Origin of the sequence: [Ruminococcus] lactaris ATCC 29176, assembly GCF_025152405.1 — a bacterium.
Classification (GTDB): Bacteria; Bacillota; Clostridia; order Lachnospirales; family Lachnospiraceae; genus Mediterraneibacter; species Mediterraneibacter lactaris.
On record NZ_CP102292.1, the window covers coordinates 986,319 to 1,002,982 of the forward strand.

Sequence of the window (16,664 nt, forward strand, 5' to 3'; positions counted from 1 at the left end):
GAGTGGAACCGCGGAGAAGACTTCGTCTCTATTTTGAGACGGAGTCTTTGTTGTTCTTAAACTTTTGAATAGGGTGTTAGGAGAGAGGAAAATGAGCATATTATCGTATGTGAAAGATGAAATTCAGGTTATACGGGAGCGTGATCCTGCGATCAAATCGAATATGGAAGTATTTCTTTATCCGAGTTTTAAAGTCATATTGAATTATCGGATCGCACATAAGCTGTATCTGAAAAAGCATTTCTTTTGGGCAAGATGGATCTCCCAGAGGGCTGCACGAAAGACCGGGATTGAAATCCATCCGGGAGCCACAATAGGAAAAGGGCTTTTTATTGACCATGGAAGTGGTGTGATCATTGGAGAAACGACGATCATTGGAGATAATGTGACTTTGTATCAGGGCGTAACACTTGGGGGTACAGGAAAAGAACAGGGAAAGAGACATCCTACTTTAAAAGATAATGTTATGGTCAGTGCAGGGGCAAAAGTAATCGGTTCTTTTACGATCGGGGAAAATTCCAAGATCGGGGCAGGATCCGTTGTGCTTGAAGAAGTTCCTCCGAACTGTACCGTGGTCGGTGTGCCGGGCAGAATTGTAAAGATGGATAATAAGAAAGTTCCGCGAAGCGATATGGATCAGATCCATCTGCCGGATCCGGTACTGAATGATATCCGTGAACTCCAACAGGAAAATATTCAACTTCACAAGCAGTTGGAGGATATGGTAGAATATATGAAATGCTTAGAGAAGAAAAGAAAGGAAGACGCAGCAAATGAAGATTTATAATACGATGTCAAAGAGAAAAGAAGAATTTGTGCCGTTGGAAGAAGGAAAAGTAAAAATGTATGTATGCGGTCCTACGGTTTACAATTTTATTCATATAGGAAATGCAAGACCGATGATCGTATTTGATACAGTAAGAAGATATTTTGAATATAAAAATTATGATGTGAATTTTGTATCAAATTTCACAGATGTAGATGATAAGATCATTAAAAAGGCAAATGAAGAAGGCGTTACTGCGGAAGAAATCTCCAAAAGATATATTGAAGAGTGTAAGAAAGATATGGAAGGAATGAATATCCAGCCGGCAACGAAGAATCCTCTTGCAACAGAAGAAATTGGCGGAATGATCAGCATGATCGAGACTCTGATTGAAAAAGGTTATGCCTATGAAAAGAACGGAACTGTTTACTACCGAACAAGAAAGTTTGCAGAATACGGCAAGCTGTCCCATAAAAATCTGGATGATCTGCAGTCCGGTGGACGTGCATTGCTTGTAAGCGGTGAAGATGAAAAGGAAGATTCACTGGATTTTGTATTATGGAAACCAAAGAAAGAGGGCGAGCCGGCATGGAAATCTCCATGGGGAGAGGGTCGTCCGGGATGGCATATCGAATGCTCAGAGATGTCTAAAAAATATCTGGGCGAGCAGATTGATATTCATGCCGGTGGAGAAGATCTGATCTTTCCTCATCATGAGAATGAGATTGCACAGAGTGAAGCTGCAAATGGAAAAGAGTTTGCAAAATACTGGATGCATAATGGATTCCTGAACATCGACAACCGCAAGATGTCCAAATCTCTTGGAAATTTCTTTACCGTAAGAGAAATTTCTGAAAAATATGATCTACAGGTTCTGAGATTTTTTATGCTCAGTGCACATTATAGAAGTCCTCTGAACTTCAGTGCAGAACTGATGGAAGCTGCTAAAAATGGGCTGGAGAGGATTACAACAGCAGCAGAGAACCTGAAATTCCTCATCAATAATGCAAGAACGGAAGATATGAGTGAGGATGAGAGAAAAAAACTTGCCGGATCGATAGCATATGTCGAGAACTTTGAGAAAGCAATGGATGATGATTTTAATACAGCGGATGCGATTTCAGCAGTATTTGAACTTGTAAAATATATGAATACGACAACTGACGGAGCAAGTTCCAAAGAATATCTGCAGAATCTGTTTGACTGTCTTATAAGACTGACGGATGTTCTGGGAATTATTGTGGATAAGGAAGATGAGATCCTTGCATCTGATATTGAAGCACTGATCGAAGAACGTCAGGCAGCAAGAAAAGCTAAGAACTTCGCAAGAGCAGATGAGATCAGGGATGAACTTCTGGCAAAGGGAATCATCTTAAAAGATACAAGAGAAGGAGTACAATGGAAAAAAGCGTAGGTACAGGATTGGAACCATTTATCAGGAAAATTCCGGGGATGAAGCAGATTGACCCGAAGCAGTGTTCACCACTGGTTCTGGCATATGTAGGGGACTGTGTCTTTGATCTGATCGTAAAGACGATGGTCGTCGGAAGAGGAAACCGGCCGGTTCATCGTCTTCATGAGGAGACGAGCCGGTATGTCCAGGCATCGGCACAGTCCTATATGATGCGGTTCATGCAGGAGCATCTGAATGAGGAGGAACATGCAGTTTACCGGAGGGGGCGGAATGCAAGAAGTGTATCACCGGCGAAAAACCAGTCGATCACGGACTATAGAAGAGCAACCGGCTTTGAAGCTCTGATCGGGCATCTTTATCTGAGTGAAGAATATGAAAGACTGACAGAACTGGTGACGATCGGACTGGAGGCCATGGAAGAAAAATTTGATACAGAAAGAAATGAAGGAGCAAAGAATGCGGGAAAATAGCAGATATCATGAAGCAGAGAATCATACGGGACAGGATAATTCCCATACGCTGGTTATTGAAGGCAGAAATGCAGTACTGGAAGCATTCCGGTCAGGGAAACCGATCGACAAAGTATTTGTACTGGATGGATGTCAGGATGGTCCGGTGAGAACGATTGTAAGAGAAGCAAAAAAGCATGATGCCCTGTTGAATTTTGTAACAAAAGAGAGACTGTCGCAGATTTCGGAGACCGGAAAGCATCAGGGAGTTGTGGCATATGCAGCAGCATATGAATATTCAACGGTTGATGATATGCTTGCACTTGCAGAGGAACGGGGAGAAGATCCTTTTATCCTGATCCTTGATAATATCGAAGATCCGCATAATCTTGGAGCAATTATCAGAACGGCGAATCTTGCAGGAGCACATGGAGTGATCATTCCAAAAAGACGGGCAGTCGGGCTGACGGCAACTGTTGCAAAGACTTCGGCAGGGGCATTGAATTATACTCCGGTTGCCAAAGTGACGAATCTGGTTAAGACGATGGAAGAACTGAAAGAAAAGGGGCTTTGGTTTGTCTGTGCGGATATGGACGGTGAGCCGATGTATCATCTGAACCTGACAGGACCGATCGGACTGGTGATCGGAAATGAAGGAGAGGGAGTCAGCAGACTGGTAAAAGAAAACTGTGATTTTGTAGCAGGAATCCCGATGAAAGGTCAGATCAATTCTCTGAACGCATCGGTGGCAGCAGGAGTTCTTGCATATGAGATCGTAAGGCAGAGAATCATAAAAGGACAGTAGACGCAGGAGCATTTGAGTAAGAACCGATGGAAAAATATGATAAAGTGACGGATGAGCAGCTTATCAAGGATTTCCGTAATGGAGACCGGGAAATTATGGATCATCTGATGATGAAGTATAAAGCAATGGTAAGAAAAAAAGCCAGGGCGATGTATTTGTTTGGCGGGGAGAACGAAGATCTGATCCAGGAAGGGATGATCGGACTGATCAAAGCTGTCCGGGATTATGACCCGGATCAGGGAGCTTCTTTTGCGAGTTTTGCGGAACTTTGTGTGTCAAGACAGATGTATTCCGCAATCGAGGCATCAAAAAGAAAAAAGCACATACCGTTAAATTCATATGTATCGCTGTATGATGACAGTGGTCAGGAAGGAGAGGAAAGAAGAACCCCTCTGATCGATACCATTGAGCCGGTTCGTGATAATGACCCGGAAGTGCTGTATTTGGGGAAGAAATTTACGGAAGTTTTTATTGAACAGTTGAAAGATACTTTGAGTCCTTTGGAGAACCATGTGATGTATCTGCATTTAATGGGAACGGATTATAAGACGATCGCAGAGCTTCTGGGCAAAAGTCCGAAGTCAATTGATAATGCCCTGCAAAGGATCAAAGCAAAGGCAGAAAAGATGCTTGACAAATCAGAATAAGCTCTTTCAGAGGAGATACAAATGAATAAAGGGAAAAATTGTTTTTTTGCAATACTCGTATTTGGATTAACGATGGCAGTATTTAATGGAATGTCGGTCGTATTGGCTGTATCTGCGTCCATCGGTGGAGGAATCATTCAGGGAGCAAATGGAGTGAATATGACCTACGATTATCTGATGGATCATATGAATTTCTATTCTGTACTGGTTTATCTGATTCCGCTGGCTATTTTTGGACTTTGGTACTATTTCGCATTTGTGGATCAGAAAGGTACAGAAAATTCCCTGTCCGTGAAAATAAAAAAGTTAGATATAACAGGGTGTCTGATCCTCGTGGTTTTTACATTTTCAATCCAGCATGTGACGAGTCTGGTGATGGCAGTAATCAACCAGTTATTTCCACAGGCAATGGAAACTTATACGGAAATGATTGATAGTTCGGGAATTACGGAGTATTCGCTGATGTGGGTAGTCAGCACGCTGATTCTCCCTCCGCTGGTGGAAGAAATGATCTTCCGTGGACTGATTATGGGATATCTGAGGAGAACCGGAATGCACTGGATGATCGCCAATGTGATCCAGGCAGTCTGCTTCGGCATTTTTCATCAAAATTTAGTTCAGGGAATCTATGCAGGGCTTCTCGGACTGGCACTTGGATATGTAGCGTATCGTTATGGAACACTATTTGCATCTATGCTGATGCATCTGCTCTATAATCTTTTCGGAACTGTACTGATTGATATTGAATCAAGTATTATGCCGGACTGGATGCTGGGGCTTCTGATTTTCCTCTGTGTGCCGCTTACAGTTGTGGGAATTGTGCTTGTATATATCAAGACAGTAAATACAGATAAAAAGCAGGAGAGCAAGATATGAGATTTGTAATACAGAGAGTCACAGAGGCTGCTGTCCGGGTGGATGGTGAACTTCTTGGACAGATAGAGAAAGGATACCTGGTTCTGATTGGTGTGGCAGAATCAGATACGGAGGAAATCGCAGATAAGATGGTAAAGAAGATGACCGGTCTGCGGATTTTTGAAGATGAGCAGGGAAAGACGAATCTTGCGTTGAAAGATGTGGGAGGCAGTCTGCTTCTTGTGTCGCAGTTTACACTATATGCAAACTGTAAAAAAGGAAATCGTCCAAGTTTTATCGAGGCAGGTTCTCCGGAAAAAGCGAATGCCCTGTATGAATATATTATTAAAAAATGCAGAGAAAGTGTGGAATGGGTAGAAACCGGCCGGTTTGGTGCGGATATGAAAGTGAGTCTGCTGAATGACGGACCGTTTACGATTGTCCTTGATTCGGAAAAATTATAAGATGTAAGAAAATGATTATAACAATTATAAGAGATTTTCTTGACTTTTCTTTCAGAGTAGTGTATATTTATGATTGCGTTCGGTTTTGGACGCAATGTGCTGTCTTGGCGCAGTCGGTAGCGCGTCGCCTTGGTAAGGCGGAGGTCGGGGGTTCAAGTCCCCTAGACAGCTTTGAACTTAATCCCCGGAAGTGCCTGAAAATGCGGTGTTTCCGGGGATTTTTCTTGCTCAAAATCACAATCCGTAGGAAATCCGTAGGTTACTTTGCAAGAAGCTGAATCTCTTTTATCTTACTATTTTCCTGCTCTTGCTTTTTCTTCGTGATGTGTAGGTAGATTTCTTTTGTGATTTTGCTGTCAGCGTGACCGAGCCTGCGTGAGATTGTATCCACATCAACTTCCTGTTCCAGTAGCAGAGATGCGTGGTTGTGAATACTGTCATAATCAGAATTATGGAGTATAGCGTATGTAAAGTAAAAGGCAATGGATCAGAAATGGTTCATTGCCCTTTATGCAGGCTTCTATAGCCGTAATCCTTTAATATCTTTAATACGTGATAAGATTGTATTGCAGCTGCAGCTGATAACGCCGGGAAGTGTATCAATAACTGTGTGCAGGAAGTGTTCCATTTCATCACTTGATGAAGCAACGGCATGTACATGCAGTTTGTCTCTTCCTGTGACACGGTAAATCTGCGTGACGGTATCATTATTATATAATATATCTGTCACCTGCGACAGATGGTCTGGTTTTGTCTCGATTTCAAAATAGCATGAAACAGCACCACTGATCTTTTGAGGGTTTATTATAGTTGTATATTCTTCAATTATGCCTTTTTTCTCCAGAGCCTGAATCCGGGCTTTTACTGCCACTCTGGAAATACCGGTTTCTTTACCGATATCAGAGTAGGAAATACGTGCATTTTCTATAAGCAACTGGATGATCTTCTGATCCAGTTCATCTAAACCGTTCAGGTACATAAGTGTCCCTCCTGTAAAATAATATCCTCCGGATAGTAATTTTTCTTAAATATCATATCATTTATGTTGCTGAAAGTAAACTCTGGCTTGACTTAGCGGCTGTAACTATATATAATTGTTTCGCAATGTAATTTGAGACTTGCGTTTTGAATACATGGGATAAATTCCGGTGAAGGAAAGAATAAGTGAAATTATAAAGGCTGTGGAGGAATATGATAATGTCAAAAGATGAATATTTGATCACAGATACACCTCTTAAAGCATTGACAGTTTTTGCAATGCCAATGATTTTGGGCAGTTTTTTTCAGCAAATATACAATATGGCTGACTCTATCATCGTCGGCCAATTTGTTGGCTCCTCTGCACTTGCAGCTGTCGGGGCCTGTGCAGCACTGACCAATGTTTTCATTTGTGTGGCACTGGGGGCCGGTGTCGGTGCCGGTGTGCTCGTGAGCCGCTATTTCGGTGCCAGGGAATATGGAAAAATGAAGACCATCGTGTCAACGTCCTTGTTTAGCTTTTTAATTCTAAGCATAGTCCTTGGTGTTTTTGGCTTTTGCTTTTCCCATTCGATGATGAGGATATTACAAACCCCTGGTGATATACTGAATGATGCAGTGTTATATCTGCGGGTCTATTTTGTGGGCTTTCCATTTCTGTTTATGTATAACATTCTTTCCAACATGTTCACTTCCATTGGTGAATCAAAAATCCCACTGGGACTCTTGGTATTCTCGTCAATCTTAAATATTTTTATGGATATTTGGATGGTGGCCGGACTTGGTCTCGGTGTGTTTGGTGCAGCCCTTGCGACTCTTATAGCACAGGGGATTTCTGCGGTGTTTTCACTTTTTCTTTTCCTCAGCCGGATGCGTCGATATAAAAGTCGCTTTGATTGGTTTGACAGGCAGAAGTTATATTCCATGCTTCAAATTGCTGTCCCTTCGGTTCTTCAGCAGTCTACAGTGTCTATCGGTATGATGATCGTACAGGCTGTTGTAAATCCTTTCGGTACACAGGCACTTGCGGGGTATGCGGCGACGATGCGGGTAGAGAATGTTTTTTCATTGATTTTTGTATCCATTGGCAATGCGGTTTCCCCATATGTTTCCCAGAATCTTGGTGCAAAGAAAATTGAACGGATCAAAAAAGGATATCACGCTGCACTGGTGTTAGATGTATGTTTTGCAGTTCTTGCTTTTATAGTTATTGAAACATTGCATACTCAGATTTCCTCGTTATTCCTTGGTAAAGATGGAACTGCCCTGGCTTATCAGGTAGCCGAGGGTTATATGAGATGGATCGGTTACTTCTTCATCTTTATGGGAATCAAAATGGCAACCGATGGGGTTCTTCGTGGTCTTGGAATCATGCGTCCGTTCCTTATTGCAAATATGGTGAATCTGGCAATCCGCCTGTCGGTTGCTTTGATTTGTGCACCGCGTTTTGGTATTGTATTTGTCTGGCTTGCTGTACCGGCAGGTTGGCTTGCAAATTTTTTAATATCCTATGTGGCTCTTCGGAGATCATGGCAGACTGATAAAGAGGTGCAATCCCGATAGCCTAAATTAATTTAAAAGGAGAAATTTATAGTATGAACGACAAATGTGTGGTATTGAATGCAAAGAAAATGAATTTTGATGGAAAGTTGGATTTTTCCGTTTTATCTTCTGATGTTACAGTATATGATGATACTGGCATGCGGAAATCATGACAATTTTACCAGAAATCTTCAGATTCCGCATGTTGAGGTAAACGGAAAAACACTTGGTGTTATAGGTGCAGGACACATTGGCAGAAAAGTTATCCAGATCGCACAGGCTTTGGATATGAACATACTTGTATATACAAGGACACCGAGAGAGGATGAGAAGGGGATCCACTATGTATCGCTTGAGGAATTACTCAAGAATAGTGATTATATTTCTATGCACTGTCCATTGACGGAAAGTACAAAACATATGATAAACAAAGAGTCTTTATCACTTATGAAACCCTCAGCATTTATCATTAATACTTCAAGAGGTGCACTTATTGATGAGACTGCTCTTATAGAAGCATTGGAAAATGGTACGATTGCAGGAGCCGGACTTGATGTTCAGGAAACTGAACCACCTGAAGAGAACAGCCCTCTTTATACTATGGATCAAGTCCTCTTGACGCCACATATGGGCTGGAAAGGACTTGAGACAAGACAGCGGTTGGTTTCTATTCTGGCGGATAATATAAAGCAGTTTATGGAAGGGAATCCGATCAATGTTGTATCAGGTCTATAGGATCTGGCAGTAAAGTGAGGGTATAACTTCTGGGTTTGCAGAGTGAAAAAATATAATTATAATCAATAAGTCAGTGCTTTGATATCTTCTTCCGATACAGCGGGAATAACATAAACAATAGAATTCATAAGAAGAACGCTACAATCCATATTCTGAAAACACGGAAAACAGAAAGCAGTGTGCGTAAGATATTCTTACCGAAGAGTGTCGCAAATATGCTGGTAGACTGGAAAGCTGAGCAGGATGAAATGAAAGAAATCCCGGGTGACGAATATATGGACTATAATCTCCCACCGATTGTATCTCACAGTTTTCGTCATAACAGTGTAACTTATAAGTTGAAACTGAATGGTGGAGATCATTCAAAAGAGCCTGTGCAATACCGATTCTTCGGAGCATCCCACCAGAATATGTTTTGAGTTTTTTATTTTTGACATCCTTCAAGTCAACCAATTCCAACAATTCCTCTACCCTTCCTTTTGCATAATCTCTCGGAAGTGCTTTCAGAGTCGCCATATAATTCAAAAAACGAACTGCGGTAAAATCTCCATAATATCCAAAATCCTGTGGCAAGTATCCCAATAACCGGCGATATTCTGTGCCCATATCCGATATACGGATATTATCACAGGTAATGCTTCCGTTTGTCGGCTGTAAAATTCCGCAAATCAACCGCATTAATGTTGTTTTTCCTGCTCCATTTTCCCCCAACAAACCATAGACTCCATTTGTAAATGTAAATGTAAATGTAAATGTAAATGTAAATGTGAATGTGAATCCTCTGACTGCATCTTTCTCCCTATCCCTTTTTTGTACATCCACCAGCTTTATCCAATGCTCAAAGCACTTCTGCTCCAGCGTATTTTCTCAATTCCGGCTGACACGCTCCTGATTGTGTTCTTGAAATACTCTCAGGAACTGCGTGACTTCTGTGGCTTTGATGTTGTACCAGATGGTTCAAAATTCACTCGCTTTAAACAGGATTTCTTATTGGACTTACAATCTATGTTCGATCATCTTGTTGATCTGACCGAACCGATCTGCCAAAAACTGAATCCGGCTCTTGCTGACATGACAATCTTCGATACCTCCGGCATTGAAGCATGGGTTATGGAAAATAATCCAAAATACGCAAACCGTATTATCAAACAGTTAAAGGCTTTTGCAAAGGCAAACAACCTTGATAAAAGCTATGATCCTTATAAGGCTGCCTATGGCTCCATGCCTACGCATGCTGCTTCGAATCAGGCAATCCAACAGATGTACATCAACGGTCACTTCTGTTAAGTCGGTCAGAAACTCCGGATAAGATAAGCAGATCCCCGGAGGAGTCCGGGGAGAGAAAGCGTATGCTCAGCAGGTTACACAACCTGCAAAAAGAAATTTCACATTTTGTTGCACACGCAGATAGTGATAGCTTTCTTTATGGCAGGATGTTATACTAAAGAAAATCAAAGGTGTTTCCTGAAAGAGCATAAGTTACTCGGAAAGGGAAAATATGGAATATGAGAAAGTGGAATTGCTGGGACTGAAGGATACGTTGGAACATTTACTGGATTTTATCTGGAAAATGGAGACGAGTCCACCGTATTTTTATGGGATTTTTGACAGGATGAAGAATAATATCGAATTATTCTTATGCGTGCAAGCAGAGGATGTGGAGTATCTGCTTGAGATCCTGGACAGGGACTGGAAAGAGGCAAATCGGAAACTGATCGGGATCCAGTATTATGATGTCCGGGAAAATAATCCTTCAGTTGACCTGGAAGAGTGCTTTTATCTCTCAGGTATGATCGCAGAGATGAGCCGGTTCTTTGAACGGAATGAAAGAAAGAGGCGGGAGAAAGCACTGTATCAGAGATGGAGAGAAGAAAGAGAGGATGAGGAGAATGCCATCATTTTTGGATGATATTTCCAGCTTTTACGGAACAGGTGAGAAGAATGAAAAAGGACAGACGCTGGAAGAATTTCTGAAGGAGTATGATCCGTATCAGTATAAAAATCCCTGTGCGACGACGGATATGGTCTTATTTTCTTATGCAGGTGAAAAGCCGGATACGGATGCATTAAAAGTACTTCTGGTCTGCAGGAAGAATCATCCAAGTATCGGATATTGGGCATTGCCCGGCGGATTTGTGGAATTGTATGAGAATCTGGAAGATACGGCACGAAGGGAACTGGAGGAGGAGACCGGGGTGAAAGGACTTCCGGTGGAGCAGTTTGCCTGTTATGGAGATTATCAGAGAGATCCGAGGGCAAGAGTGATAACGACAGCTTATTTTTCCCTGGTGAATGAAAAAGAAGTGCGGGTAAAAGCAGGGGATGATGCAGCGGATGCGGCATGGTTTACTGTGAAATTAAAAAAAGGGGAATCGAGGGATGTCACGACGGATGCAGCGGTGATAAAAAAAGAAGATTTTTCACTGGAACTGGAAAATGAGGATCGAGGGCTGAAGATCGGGGCGGTGATCTGCAAAGAAGAGCGGCAGGGGCTGGTAAGAGAACGGAAATATAAAGTAAAAGAAGGCGGGATGGTCGCAGTAGATCATGCAGCGATCATTACGCAGGCATTGGAAGTGGTTCGGCAGAGGATCCGAAAAAATTCTTGTACTTGTGGATAGAACGGTTTTGTGATAAGATATTCTTCATGAATGTTATAGGTTATTAGGAGGATAAGATGGAGAACGAAGCTGTTTCAAAGAATTTTATAGAGCAGGAAATAGATAAAGATCTGGCAGAAGGCGTTTACGATCACGTATGTACGCGTTTCCCGCCGGAACCGAACGGATATCTGCATATCGGACATGCAAAATCAATTCTTTTGAATTATGGTCTTGCACAGAAGTATGGCGGAACGTTCCATATGCGTTTTGATGATACAAATCCTACAAAGGAAAAGACGGAGTTCGTTGAGTCTATTAAGGAAGATATCCAGTGGCTTGGGGCAGACTGGGGAGAGCATCTGTATTTTGCGTCAGATTATTTTGACCAGATGTACGAGTGTGCTGTAAAACTGATCAAAAAGGGAAAAGCATTCGTATGTGACCTGACAGCAGAGCAGATGAGAGAATATCGTGGAACTCTGACAGAGCCTGGAAAAGAGAGTCCATACCGTAACCGCTCTGTAGAAGAGAACCTTGAATTATTTGAAAATATGCGTGCGGGAAAATATCAGGATGGAGAAAAGGTTCTCCGTGCAAAGATTGATATGGCATCACCGAATATCAATATGCGTGATCCGATCCTTTATCGAGTAGCCCGCATGACGCATCATAATACGGGAGATAAATGGTGCATTTATCCGATGTATGATTTTGCACATCCGATCGAGGATGCAATCGAGGGAATTACTCATTCTATCTGTACCCTGGAGTTTGAGGATCACAGACCGTTGTATGACTGGGTCGTAAGAGAGTGTGAATTCGAGAATCCTCCAAGGCAGATCGAGTTCGCAAAGTTATATCTGACAAATGTTGTAACTGGAAAGCGTTATATTAAGAAACTGGTAGAAGACGGAATCGTAGACGGATGGGATGATCCACGGCTGGTTTCTATTGCAGCTCTGAGAAGACGTGGTTTTACTTCGGAATCTATCAAAATGTTTATTGAATTATGTGGAGTATCCAAGAGCCAGAGTTCTGTAGATTATGCGATGCTTGAGTATTGTATCCGTGAGGATCTGAAGATGAAGCGTCCACGTATGATGGCAGTGCTTGATCCGATTAAACTGGTAATCGACAATTATCCGGAAGGACAGGTTGAGTATCTGGATGTTGCGAACAATCTTGAGAACGAAGAACTGGGACAGAGAAAAGTTCCGTTCTGTCGTGAACTTTATATTGAGCGGGAAGATTTTATGGAAGAGCCGCCGAAGAAGTATTTCCGTCTGTTCCCGGGAAATGAAGTTCGTCTGATGCATGCATATTTTGTTAAGTGTGAGAGCTTTGTGAAAGATGAAAACGGCAATATAACGGAAATTCACTGCACGTATGACCCGGAGACAAAAGCAGGAAGCGGATTCACAGGACGTAAAGTAAAGGGAACGATCCACTGGGTTCCGGCACCTTATGCACAGAAAGCAGAGGTAAGACTTTATGAGAATCTTGTAGATGAGGAAAAAGGTGTATACAATAAAGAAGACGGTTCACTGAATCTGAATCCGAATTCACTTACTGTAATAAAGGATGCGTATGTAGAACCAAGTTTTGCAGATGCAAAGGCTTATGACAGTTTCCAGTTTGTAAGAAATGGATATTTCTGCATCGATGCGAAGGATTCTACGGCAGAATATCCGGTATTTAACAGGATTGTTTCACTGAAGAGTTCATTTAAACTTCCAAAATAAATAAAAAGAGTAGAAAACAGCCCTGCCGAGCCGGTGAACCGGAACAGCAGGGCTGTTTGATATTGTGGGGAAATGGTAAATAGTTTCGTGAACCTTTTAAACCATGGTGGCAAAGAATCTTATCTGTCAGTTCCCTTCCTGAGTCTCTTTGGTAAGGGAGACATATCCACGATCAGAGACCGGTTTCAGATCTCCGTCAAGACTAAAATCTTCTGTAAAATCAGTTTCTTCATTTTCCAGAGATTCCATATCCTGCTTGGTTGAAGACTTGCAAAAGTATGCAAGAATAAAACCGATAAAAGAACCAATGGCTGCAAGTGTCAAAAATACTTTAAATCCCTTTTTCAATTCCGGGGTCTCCTTTCTGATGAGATAATCTGCTTTATGACCTGTAATCAGGCTGATTTTCATTTTAATACTTTTTCAGAGGGATTACAATAAGAGGAAATGTAAAAAAAAGAGAAATAATATTTTACATCCCTGCAAAAGTATAGTATAATTCATAAGGTGGTAGAATTTATAAGTACCGCTCATAAATATTGACAAGCGACATACGCAGGAGGGTTTGAAATGGTAAAAGCAGTAGTTGGTGCGAACTGGGGCGATGAAGGAAAGGGCAAAATTACAGATATGCTCGCCAGAGAGGCTGATATTATTGTTCGTTTTCAGGGTGGTGCGAATGCAGGCCATACGATTGTGAATGATTACGGGAAATTTGCACTGCATACACTGCCGTCAGGAGTTTTCTATGGTCATACGACCAGCATCATTGGAAATGGTGTGGCACTGGATGTTCCGCGTCTTTTCGCAGAAGTACAGTCTGTTGTAGAAAAGGGCGTTCCGATGCCGAAGATTCTTGTATCCGACAGAGCACAGATGGTAATGTCTTATCATAAGAATTTTGACGCATATGAGGAGGAAAGACTTGGAGGAAAGTCATTCGGCTCTACAAAGTCCGGTATTGCTCCGTTTTATTCAGATAAGTATGCAAAGATCGGATTTCAGGTAAGTGAGCTGTTTGATGAGGAACTTTTGAAGGAAAAAGTTGTACGTGTGGCAGAGCAGAAGAATGTACTGCTTGAGCATTTATATCACAAACCGCTGATCAATCCTGATGAGTTATATAACGAACTGATGGAATACAAAAAAATGGTGGAGCCATATGTAGCGAATGTATCTCTGTTCCTCCATGAGGCACTGAAAGAAGGAAAGACGATCTTACTTGAAGGACAACTGGGATCTATGAAAGATCCGGATCATGGAATTTACCCGATGGTTACATCTTCTTCCACACTGGCCGGATATGGTGCAATCGGTGCAGGAATCCCGCCATATGAGATCAAGCAGATTGTTACAGTCTGCAAGGCATACTCCAGTGCTGTAGGTGCAGGTGCATTTGTAAGTGAGATCTTTGGTGATGAGGCGGACGAGCTGAGAAGACGCGGCGGTGACGGCGGAGAGTTCGGTGCTACAACAGGACGTCCGAGAAGAATGGGATGGTTTGACTGTGTTGCATCCAAGTATGGCTGCAGAATGCAGGGAGCAACAGACGTAGCATTTACGGTACTTGATGTACTTGGTTACCTGGATGAGATTCCGGTTTGTGTAGGTTATGAAATTGACGGAGAGGTTACAAAAGAATTTCCGGTGACACATCTTCTTGAGAAAGCAAAACCAGTGTATAAGGTTCTTCCAGGATGGAAAGAAGATATCCGCGGTATTAAAAAGTATGAAGATCTTCCGGAAAACTGCCGTAAATATATTGAATTCATTGAGAAAGAGATTGAATATCCGATCACGATGATCAGTAACGGACCGGGAAGAGATGACATTATTTACCGTAATAAATAAGAATTTCTATAACAAAAAGCATATGAATCTATAATAAAAGCAGGGAATATCTGTGCCGGAGAGCAGAGATATTCCCTGTTTTAACTTTTATCTAACATTATTTGAATCATATTTTAATAGAGAGTGAAATATAATATAAAGCCGGGGATTTGAATTTGATCCGGCAATCTGATAAGAGGAGGTAGACCGATGCGTAAGAACAGTGAGGAAAAACCGATAGACATCATATCAATGGAAGAATACCTGAAGAAAAGACAAGTAGTAAGGCAACCGGAGACGGTCTGGGAGGGCTGGAGAGAAAAATCTGCCAGTGCATTGAAACTGGCAGATATCTTTTATGTCTGAGAGCTAATCATTTCTGTCATCATGGTCATTCCCGAAAAGGCGGGAGAACAGAACAAATCCGTAAAGAACGACAGGTACAAGAATGGTGGCTGCAACCGAACCTTTCAAAAGATCTGAAGCGAGCGGTGAATCGATCAGTGAAAAGATAAGAGTACTAAGATACATGGCGACAAGAAATATGACACCGATCAGAGCCAGAATACGTTTTGCCTTTTTCATTGTAGAACCTTTCTAAAAATAAAAATCAATTATCGTGTAATGAGCGATTCCTTTTGAAAATAAAAGGATCAACTATATTCAGTATACACAAAAAAACAGTTTACGGCAAACGGAAATTGTTATATAATGAATAAGCGATTGAATTCGAATTATTTATTTAGAGACAAAGGAGCAATATACAATGAGCGAAAAAAGTTTATTAGATCAGTGGCGTGATATGGCGTATGACAGAAATCTTTCCAAGAATGAACTGGAGACATTCTGGAGCAGATATTTTACGATTGAGAAAAAAATATATGAGCAGCTTCTTGACAATCCGGAAGAGGAAGTAAGAGGAACTGTAAAGGAACTCGCAGAGAAATATGGTCAGGACGTGATGACGATGGTAGGATTCCTGGATGGAATTAATGACAGTCTGAAAGTTCCGAACCCGATCGAGACGATGGATGAGAATACAGATGTTACTTTAGTTTTTGATAAAGAGATGCTTTACAAGAACATGGTAGATGCAAAAGCTGACTGGCTGTATGAACTGCCGCAGTGGGATAAGATCTTTGATGCTGATACAAAGAAAAAGCTGTATCGTGAGCAGAAGCAGTCAGGCACAGTCCGTAAGGCTAAAAAGATCGGCAGAAATGAGCCTTGTCCATGTGGAAGTGGAAAGAAATATAAATATTGCTGTGGAAAGAATGCATAAAAAAATGTATAAAATGTTCTAAAGTCCGGCATACTGATACTGATTCTGTAAATAAGAGGAGGTAATCAGTATGCCGGATTTAAAATGTACGGTACAGACATGTGTGCACAACTACAAGTTCCTGTGCGATTTGGACAAGATTCAGGTGGGAGGAGATACTGCAAAGACTGCACAGGAGACCTGTTGCGACAGCTTTCAGGAGAGAAAAGAAGGCAGTTATATGAATGCAGCAGTTTCAGACCGGTCTCCTTCTGATCTTTGTAGTGTTGACTGTAAGGCAACAGAATGTATGTATAATGAGGATTGTCAGTGTCATGCAGGAAAGATCAGTGTGGAAGGCAGTGATGCCTGTCATTGTGAAGGCACAGAGTGTGCGACTTTCCAGTGCCGCTAATATTTGAAAAAGGAAAGATAAAATGAATCAGAAGAGATTACCGGTCATGGAATGAAGTGTATGGTGATCCTGAAAGGGTATGTGAAAGAATTTTGCTTTTTCATATGCCCTTTTTCAGCGGTTGACTCTTATAGGTCAGCCGCGTTATAATCTACATA

At 41.7% G+C, this 16,664-nt stretch carries 19 protein-coding genes, 1 tRNA gene, 3 pseudogenes and 1 other annotated feature (1 of these 24 only partly in view); of the genes and pseudogenes, 19 read left to right on the forward strand and 4 right to left on the reverse strand.

The window, feature by feature from the left end; genetic code table 11:
• Positions 1 to 33, forward strand: a binding site (T-box leader) (it extends 188 nt beyond the left edge of the window).
• 58 nt (positions 34 to 91) lie between these two features.
• The 8 genes from epsC to NQ541_RS04585 all read left to right on the forward strand — a co-directional run bounded on the left by epsC (position 92) and on the right by NQ541_RS04585 (position 5,571).
• Positions 92 to 787 (forward strand): serine O-acetyltransferase EpsC, encoded by a 696-nt coding sequence (epsC, locus tag NQ541_RS04550; protein ID WP_005609586.1) that lies wholly within the window; start codon positions 92 to 94, stop codon positions 785 to 787.
• On the forward strand, positions 774 to 2,180 hold the full coding sequence (gene cysS, locus NQ541_RS04555) for a cysteine--tRNA ligase (RefSeq protein ID WP_005609587.1): 1,407 nt from the start codon (positions 774 to 776) through the stop codon (positions 2,178 to 2,180). Before epsC ends, cysS begins: the two co-directional genes overlap by 14 nt.
• Complete coding sequence (locus tag NQ541_RS04560) at positions 2,165 to 2,650, forward strand: Mini-ribonuclease 3 (RefSeq protein ID WP_005609589.1); 486 nt, start codon at positions 2,165 to 2,167, stop codon at positions 2,648 to 2,650. The genes cysS and NQ541_RS04560 overlap by 16 nt, the downstream gene beginning before the upstream one ends.
• The gene (gene rlmB / locus NQ541_RS04565) at positions 2,637 to 3,434 is read left to right on the forward strand and encodes a 23S rRNA (guanosine(2251)-2'-O)-methyltransferase RlmB (RefSeq protein WP_044940146.1); all 798 of its coding nucleotides are present in this window, start codon (positions 2,637 to 2,639) and stop codon (positions 3,432 to 3,434) included. The genes NQ541_RS04560 and rlmB overlap by 14 nt, the downstream gene beginning before the upstream one ends.
• A 26-nt stretch (positions 3,435 to 3,460) precedes the next feature.
• Positions 3,461 to 4,081: a sigma-70 family RNA polymerase sigma factor gene (locus NQ541_RS04570; RefSeq protein WP_005609592.1), complete on the forward strand. Its 621-nt coding sequence runs from the start codon at positions 3,461 to 3,463 to the stop codon at positions 4,079 to 4,081.
• A 21-nt stretch (positions 4,082 to 4,102) separates the two neighbouring features.
• Positions 4,103 to 4,957: a CPBP family intramembrane glutamic endopeptidase gene (locus tag NQ541_RS04575; protein WP_005609593.1), complete on the forward strand. Its 855-nt coding sequence runs from the start codon at positions 4,103 to 4,105 to the stop codon at positions 4,955 to 4,957.
• Entirely contained in the window at positions 4,954 to 5,400 is a 447-nt protein-coding gene (gene dtd / locus NQ541_RS04580) for a D-aminoacyl-tRNA deacylase (RefSeq protein WP_005609594.1), read from the forward strand. The genes NQ541_RS04575 and dtd overlap by 4 nt, the downstream gene beginning before the upstream one ends.
• Positions 5,401 to 5,498: 98 nt before the next feature.
• A tRNA-Thr gene (locus NQ541_RS04585) sits at positions 5,499 to 5,571 on the forward strand.
• Positions 5,572 to 5,920: 349 nt separating this feature from the next.
• On the opposite strand, the gene NQ541_RS04590 is transcribed toward NQ541_RS04585, so the two are convergent.
• Entirely contained in the window at positions 5,921 to 6,379 is a 459-nt protein-coding gene (locus tag NQ541_RS04590) for an Lrp/AsnC family transcriptional regulator (RefSeq protein ID WP_005609597.1), read from the reverse strand.
• A 218-nt stretch (positions 6,380 to 6,597) separates the two neighbouring features.
• Between NQ541_RS04590 and NQ541_RS04595 the strand changes: the two genes are divergently transcribed.
• The 3 genes and pseudogenes from NQ541_RS04595 to NQ541_RS13120 form a co-directional block, all read left to right on the forward strand.
• Positions 6,598 to 7,941: an MATE family efflux transporter gene (locus NQ541_RS04595; RefSeq protein ID WP_023922327.1), complete on the forward strand. Its 1,344-nt coding sequence runs from the start codon at positions 6,598 to 6,600 to the stop codon at positions 7,939 to 7,941.
• A gap of 78 nt (positions 7,942 to 8,019) precedes the next feature.
• On the forward strand, positions 8,020 to 8,655 hold the full coding sequence (locus tag NQ541_RS04600; protein WP_005609600.1) for a 2-hydroxyacid dehydrogenase: 636 nt from the start codon (positions 8,020 to 8,022) through the stop codon (positions 8,653 to 8,655).
• 125 nt (positions 8,656 to 8,780) lie between these two features.
• Positions 8,781 to 9,014 (forward strand): annotated as a pseudogene (locus NQ541_RS13120) (site-specific integrase); the annotation flags it as partial.
• Here the strand turns inward: NQ541_RS13120 and NQ541_RS13125 are convergent.
• Positions 9,013 to 9,513, reverse strand: a pseudogene (locus NQ541_RS13125) (ATP-binding cassette domain-containing protein); the annotation flags it as partial. The pseudogenes NQ541_RS13120 and NQ541_RS13125 overlap by 2 nt on opposite strands.
• Here NQ541_RS13125 and NQ541_RS04615 point away from each other — a divergent pair.
• From NQ541_RS04615 to NQ541_RS04630, 4 genes and pseudogenes are all read left to right on the forward strand, one after another.
• Positions 9,445 to 9,939 (forward strand): annotated as a pseudogene (locus NQ541_RS04615) (transposase); the annotation flags it as partial. The pseudogenes NQ541_RS13125 and NQ541_RS04615 overlap by 69 nt on opposite strands.
• Before the next feature lie 214 nt (positions 9,940 to 10,153).
• Entirely contained in the window at positions 10,154 to 10,564 is a 411-nt protein-coding gene (locus NQ541_RS04620; RefSeq protein WP_005609604.1) for a hypothetical protein, read from the forward strand.
• Entirely contained in the window at positions 10,545 to 11,276 is a 732-nt protein-coding gene (locus tag NQ541_RS04625) for an NUDIX domain-containing protein (RefSeq protein WP_005609605.1), read from the forward strand. Before NQ541_RS04620 ends, NQ541_RS04625 begins: the two co-directional genes overlap by 20 nt.
• Positions 11,277 to 11,332: 56 nt before the next feature.
• Complete coding sequence (locus tag NQ541_RS04630) at positions 11,333 to 13,000, forward strand: glutamine--tRNA ligase/YqeY domain fusion protein (RefSeq protein WP_005609606.1); 1,668 nt, start codon at positions 11,333 to 11,335, stop codon at positions 12,998 to 13,000.
• Positions 13,001 to 13,126: 126 nt separating this feature from the next.
• Here NQ541_RS04630 and NQ541_RS04635 read toward each other — a convergent pair whose 3' ends face one another.
• Positions 13,127 to 13,348, reverse strand: a complete 222-nt coding sequence (locus NQ541_RS04635) for a hypothetical protein (RefSeq protein ID WP_023922340.1) — start codon at positions 13,346 to 13,348, stop codon at positions 13,127 to 13,129.
• Positions 13,349 to 13,570: 222 nt separating this feature from the next.
• Between NQ541_RS04635 and NQ541_RS04640 the strand changes: the two genes are divergently transcribed.
• Both NQ541_RS04640 and NQ541_RS04645 read left to right on the forward strand, forming a co-directional pair.
• A complete protein-coding gene (locus NQ541_RS04640) occupies positions 13,571 to 14,851 on the forward strand; it encodes an adenylosuccinate synthase (protein WP_005609608.1) in 1,281 nt (426 codons plus the stop codon).
• A gap of 189 nt (positions 14,852 to 15,040) precedes the next feature.
• On the forward strand, positions 15,041 to 15,196 hold the full coding sequence (locus NQ541_RS04645) for a hypothetical protein (protein ID WP_005609609.1): 156 nt from the start codon (positions 15,041 to 15,043) through the stop codon (positions 15,194 to 15,196).
• A 3-nt stretch (positions 15,197 to 15,199) separates the two neighbouring features.
• Here NQ541_RS04645 and NQ541_RS04650 read toward each other — a convergent pair whose 3' ends face one another.
• A complete protein-coding gene (locus tag NQ541_RS04650) occupies positions 15,200 to 15,415 on the reverse strand; it encodes a hypothetical protein (RefSeq protein ID WP_005609611.1) in 216 nt (71 codons plus the stop codon).
• Positions 15,416 to 15,596: 181 nt separating this feature from the next.
• Between NQ541_RS04650 and NQ541_RS04655 the strand changes: the two genes are divergently transcribed.
• Together NQ541_RS04655 and NQ541_RS04660 are read left to right on the forward strand one after the other, a co-directional pair.
• On the forward strand, positions 15,597 to 16,112 hold the full coding sequence (locus NQ541_RS04655; protein WP_005609613.1) for an SEC-C metal-binding domain-containing protein: 516 nt from the start codon (positions 15,597 to 15,599) through the stop codon (positions 16,110 to 16,112).
• A 70-nt stretch (positions 16,113 to 16,182) separates the two neighbouring features.
• Positions 16,183 to 16,506 (forward strand): DUF1540 domain-containing protein, encoded by a 324-nt coding sequence (locus NQ541_RS04660; protein ID WP_005609615.1) that lies wholly within the window; start codon positions 16,183 to 16,185, stop codon positions 16,504 to 16,506.
• The last annotated feature ends 158 nt before the right edge of the window (positions 16,507 to 16,664 follow it).

Coding starts and splice junctions, on each gene's coding strand:
- epsC (WP_005609586.1), top strand. CDS start 92: ATGAGCATATTATCGTATGTGAAAGATGAAATTCAGGTTATACGGGAG.
- cysS (WP_005609587.1), top strand. CDS start 774: ATGAAGATTTATAATACGATGTCAAAGAGAAAAGAAGAATTTGTGCCG.
- NQ541_RS04560 (WP_005609589.1), top strand. CDS start 2,165: ATGGAAAAAAGCGTAGGTACAGGATTGGAACCATTTATCAGGAAAATT.
- rlmB (WP_044940146.1), top strand. CDS start 2,637: ATGCGGGAAAATAGCAGATATCATGAAGCAGAGAATCATACGGGACAG.
- NQ541_RS04570 (WP_005609592.1), top strand. CDS start 3,461: ATGGAAAAATATGATAAAGTGACGGATGAGCAGCTTATCAAGGATTTC.
- NQ541_RS04575 (WP_005609593.1), top strand. CDS start 4,103: ATGAATAAAGGGAAAAATTGTTTTTTTGCAATACTCGTATTTGGATTA.
- dtd (WP_005609594.1), top strand. CDS start 4,954: ATGAGATTTGTAATACAGAGAGTCACAGAGGCTGCTGTCCGGGTGGAT.
- NQ541_RS04590 (WP_005609597.1), bottom strand. CDS start 6,379: ATGTACCTGAACGGTTTAGATGAACTGGATCAGAAGATCATCCAGTTG.
- NQ541_RS04595 (WP_023922327.1), top strand. CDS start 6,598: ATGTCAAAAGATGAATATTTGATCACAGATACACCTCTTAAAGCATTG.
- NQ541_RS04600 (WP_005609600.1), top strand. CDS start 8,020: ATGGAAAGTTGGATTTTTCCGTTTTATCTTCTGATGTTACAGTATATG.
- NQ541_RS04620 (WP_005609604.1), top strand. CDS start 10,154: ATGGAATATGAGAAAGTGGAATTGCTGGGACTGAAGGATACGTTGGAA.
- NQ541_RS04625 (WP_005609605.1), top strand. CDS start 10,545: ATGCCATCATTTTTGGATGATATTTCCAGCTTTTACGGAACAGGTGAG.
- NQ541_RS04630 (WP_005609606.1), top strand. CDS start 11,333: ATGGAGAACGAAGCTGTTTCAAAGAATTTTATAGAGCAGGAAATAGAT.
- NQ541_RS04640 (WP_005609608.1), top strand. CDS start 13,571: ATGGTAAAAGCAGTAGTTGGTGCGAACTGGGGCGATGAAGGAAAGGGC.
- NQ541_RS04645 (WP_005609609.1), top strand. CDS start 15,041: ATGCGTAAGAACAGTGAGGAAAAACCGATAGACATCATATCAATGGAA.
- NQ541_RS04650 (WP_005609611.1), bottom strand. CDS start 15,415: ATGAAAAAGGCAAAACGTATTCTGGCTCTGATCGGTGTCATATTTCTT.
- NQ541_RS04655 (WP_005609613.1), top strand. CDS start 15,597: ATGAGCGAAAAAAGTTTATTAGATCAGTGGCGTGATATGGCGTATGAC.
- NQ541_RS04660 (WP_005609615.1), top strand. CDS start 16,183: ATGCCGGATTTAAAATGTACGGTACAGACATGTGTGCACAACTACAAG.